We start from the raw sequence: 492 nt of genomic DNA, 5'->3' as shown, positions 1-492 counted from the left end.
GCCGCGGCCGGCCCGGGGGCCGACGCGCAGGTCACCGCCCGGGCCACCATCGCGACGCTGCTGACCCGCATGGACCAGGTGCGGCGCGCCGCCGACGAGGCGGTCGCGACGCTGCACCGGATCGAGGGCATCGCGGGGCGGGTGGACCGCATCCAGCAGTCGCTAGACGACGTGGACGCGGTCGCGTACGCGCTCCGCATCCTGGCGCTGAACGCGCGGGTCGAGGCCGCCCGCGCCGGCCCCCAGGGCCGCGGGTTCGCGGTGGTGGCCGCCGAGACCGGGCGGCAGGCGGAGGCGATCCGGGGCACGGCCAAGTCGGTCCGCGGCATGGTGGACGGGCTGTGGGGGGAGGTGCGCGAGAGCGCCCGGCGGATGCGGGCCGCGCTGCTCCGCGACGACGGGGCGGCGGAACTGAACCGGGCGGCCGAGGTGAGCCGCGAGGAGGGCGCGCGGGCGCTCGACGCGCTGGCCCGGGCGCAAGCCGACATGCAG

Annotated in this window: 1 protein-coding gene; it reads left to right on the top strand. The window is 79.1% G+C overall.

All coding sequences use genetic code 11. From position 1 onward, the window contains the following. On the top strand, positions 1-492 hold a 492-nt coding region (locus R5W23_RS11370; RefSeq protein ID WP_320686419.1), incomplete at both ends, for a methyl-accepting chemotaxis protein.

The organism is Gemmata algarum (assembly GCF_034097035.1).
In the GTDB taxonomy this organism is placed as follows: domain Bacteria; phylum Planctomycetota; class Planctomycetia; order Gemmatales; family Gemmataceae; genus Gemmata; species Gemmata algarum.
Note: the sequence above shows the minus strand (reverse complement) of the source record. Positions and strands in the feature narration are given on the sequence as shown.